Origin of the sequence: Pseudomonas sp. Pseusp97, from assembly GCF_047304025.1 — a bacterium.
GTDB lineage: Bacteria > Pseudomonadota > Gammaproteobacteria > Pseudomonadales > Pseudomonadaceae > Pseudomonas.
Map to the genome: position 1 here is coordinate 1 of NZ_JBGLYK010000410.1, position 1,982 is coordinate 1,982.

At 68.0% G+C, this 1,982-nt stretch carries 4 protein-coding genes; all 4 read left to right on the forward strand.

The features are described from left to right. A partial coding sequence (locus ACCC94_RS29465; protein WP_413353123.1) for an HAD-IC family P-type ATPase occupies positions 1-742 on the forward strand: 742 nt, incomplete at its 5' end. Positions 743-788: 46 nt separating this feature from the next. Next, the gene (cueR, locus tag ACCC94_RS29470) at positions 789-1,190 is read left to right on the forward strand and encodes a Cu(I)-responsive transcriptional regulator (protein WP_081517293.1); all 402 of its coding nucleotides are present in this window, start codon (positions 789-791) and stop codon (positions 1,188-1,190) included. Between the two features lie 92 nt (positions 1,191-1,282). Next, positions 1,283-1,537, forward strand: a complete 255-nt coding sequence (locus ACCC94_RS29475) for a type II toxin-antitoxin system HicA family toxin (RefSeq protein ID WP_413353124.1) — start codon at positions 1,283-1,285, stop codon at positions 1,535-1,537. Continuing rightward, complete coding sequence (locus tag ACCC94_RS29480; RefSeq protein WP_348588154.1) at positions 1,534-1,860, forward strand: type II toxin-antitoxin system HicB family antitoxin; 327 nt, start codon at positions 1,534-1,536, stop codon at positions 1,858-1,860. The genes ACCC94_RS29475 and ACCC94_RS29480 overlap by 4 nt, the downstream gene beginning before the upstream one ends. The last annotated feature ends 122 nt before the right edge of the window (positions 1,861-1,982 follow it).

A 1,982-nucleotide genomic window follows, 5' to 3' on the forward strand; every position in this document is an offset into this window, starting at 1 on the left:
GACCGGCCGCGGCATCCAGGGCCGCATCGACGGCCGCCTGCTGGCCCTGGGCAACCGCCGCATGCTCGACGAAGCCCGGCTGCAGCCCGGCGCGCTGGGCGAGTCAGCCCGGCAATGGGAAGCCGAAGGCCGCACCCTGTCCTGGCTGATCGAGCGCGAACCACAGGCACGGGTAATCGCCCTGCTCGCCTTCGGCGACAGCCTCAAGGAAGGCGCGAAAACGGCTATCGACGCCCTGCGCGAGCGCGGCATCGCCAGCCATCTGATCACCGGCGACAACCGCGGCAGCGCCAAGGTCGTGGCCGATGCCCTGGGCCTGGACGATGTGCACGCCGAAGTGCTGCCCGGCGACAAGGCCGCCGTGGTCGGCGCGTTGCGCCAGCAAGGGAAAGTCGTGGCGATGGTCGGCGACGGCATCAACGACGCCCCGGCACTGGCGGCGGCAGACGTGGGCATCGCCATGGGCGGCGGCACCGATGTGGCCATGCACGCCGCCGGCATCACCCTGATGCGCGGCGACCCGCGGCTGGTCCCGGCGGCGCTGGACATCTCCCGGCGCACCTACGCGAAGATCCGCCAGAACCTGTTCTGGGCCTTCATCTACAACCTGGTGGGCATCCCGCTGGCCGCCTTCGGCCTGCTCAACCCCATGGTCGCCGGCGCGGCGATGGCAGCCTCCAGCGTCAGCGTGGTGAGCAACGCCCTGCTGCTCAAGCGCTGGAAGCCGCAGGATCACCAGTGATAGTCACGCCCCGCGAAGGCGGCGCGTTCGTTCAGGAGACATCGGCATGAACATCGGCGAAGCGGCGAAGAAGAGCGGCCTGACCGCGAAGATGATCCGCTACTACGAATCCACCGGCCTGCTCGCCCCTGCCGGCCGCAGCGCCAGCGGCTACCGCCATTACAGCGAACAGGACCTGCATACCCTGGCCTTCATCCGCCGCTCGCGGGACTTCGGCTTCTCGCTGGAGGAAGTCGGCCAGCTGCTCGCCCTCTGGCAGGACCGCGCGCGCGCCAGCGCCGACGTGAAGGCCCTGGCCGCCCGGCACATCGACGAGCTCAACCGCAAGATCGCCGAACTCAGCAGCCTGCGCGACACGCTGCAGGAGCTCAGCGACCACTGCCAGGGCGACCACCGCCCGGACTGCCCGATCCTCAAGGACCTGGAGTCGGGGAATTGCTGTCATTGAGGTCGATTCACGCGGCTCCTGGCGAGATGTCCGACAGCTGGCTCACGGTGCGGATTGGTAGCATAATCTGATACCAATCACCGGAGCACAGGATGAATGCCCGGCAACGCAGGACGCTGGAGCTGATCTTCTCCCTCCCCGTCCCGGCTTCACTGGAATGGTTGCGCATCGAGTCGTTGCTGATCGCCCTCGGCGCGCAAGTGATCGAAGGCCATGGTTCACGGGTGCGCTTCGAGCTGAACGGCATCATCGCCACCTTCCATCGTCCGCATCCGGCCAAGGAAGCCAAGCCCTACCAGGTGCGTGACGCACGCGCCTTGCTCGAACTGGCAGGAATCCACCCATGACTCCCATGAAGTACCAAGGCTACGCCGCCCGCATCGAGTACAGCGACGATGACGGACTGTTCATCGGCCATATCGCCGGCATCCGCGATGTGATCGGCTTCCACGGTGAGTCGGTCAGCGAGTTGCGCGTGGCATTCGAAGAGGCGGTGGACGACTACCTGGCGACCTGCGAGAAGCTCGGCCGCGAACCGCAGCGGCCGTTTTCCGGCAAGCTCAGCCTGCGGCTGGACCCGCAATTGCACGCGCAGGTGGCGATCAAGGCGGAGCTGAGCAACCAGAGCATCAACCAGTGGGTGGTGGACCGCCTCGGCGAAGCGGTCTGAGCCGTAAGCTCTTCGTAGGAGCGGGGGGGGGGGGGGGACACACCACCCGCCCCCGCGGGGGCGGGGGTGGGGGCGGGGGGGCGGGGCGGGAGAAGAGAAAAACCCCGCCGGGGGGGGGCCGG

Coding starts and splice junctions, on each gene's coding strand:
- cueR (WP_081517293.1), top strand. CDS start 789: ATGAACATCGGCGAAGCGGCGAAGAAGAGCGGCCTGACCGCGAAGATG.
- ACCC94_RS29475 (WP_413353124.1), top strand. CDS start 1,283: ATGAATGCCCGGCAACGCAGGACGCTGGAGCTGATCTTCTCCCTCCCC.
- ACCC94_RS29480 (WP_348588154.1), top strand. CDS start 1,534: ATGACTCCCATGAAGTACCAAGGCTACGCCGCCCGCATCGAGTACAGC.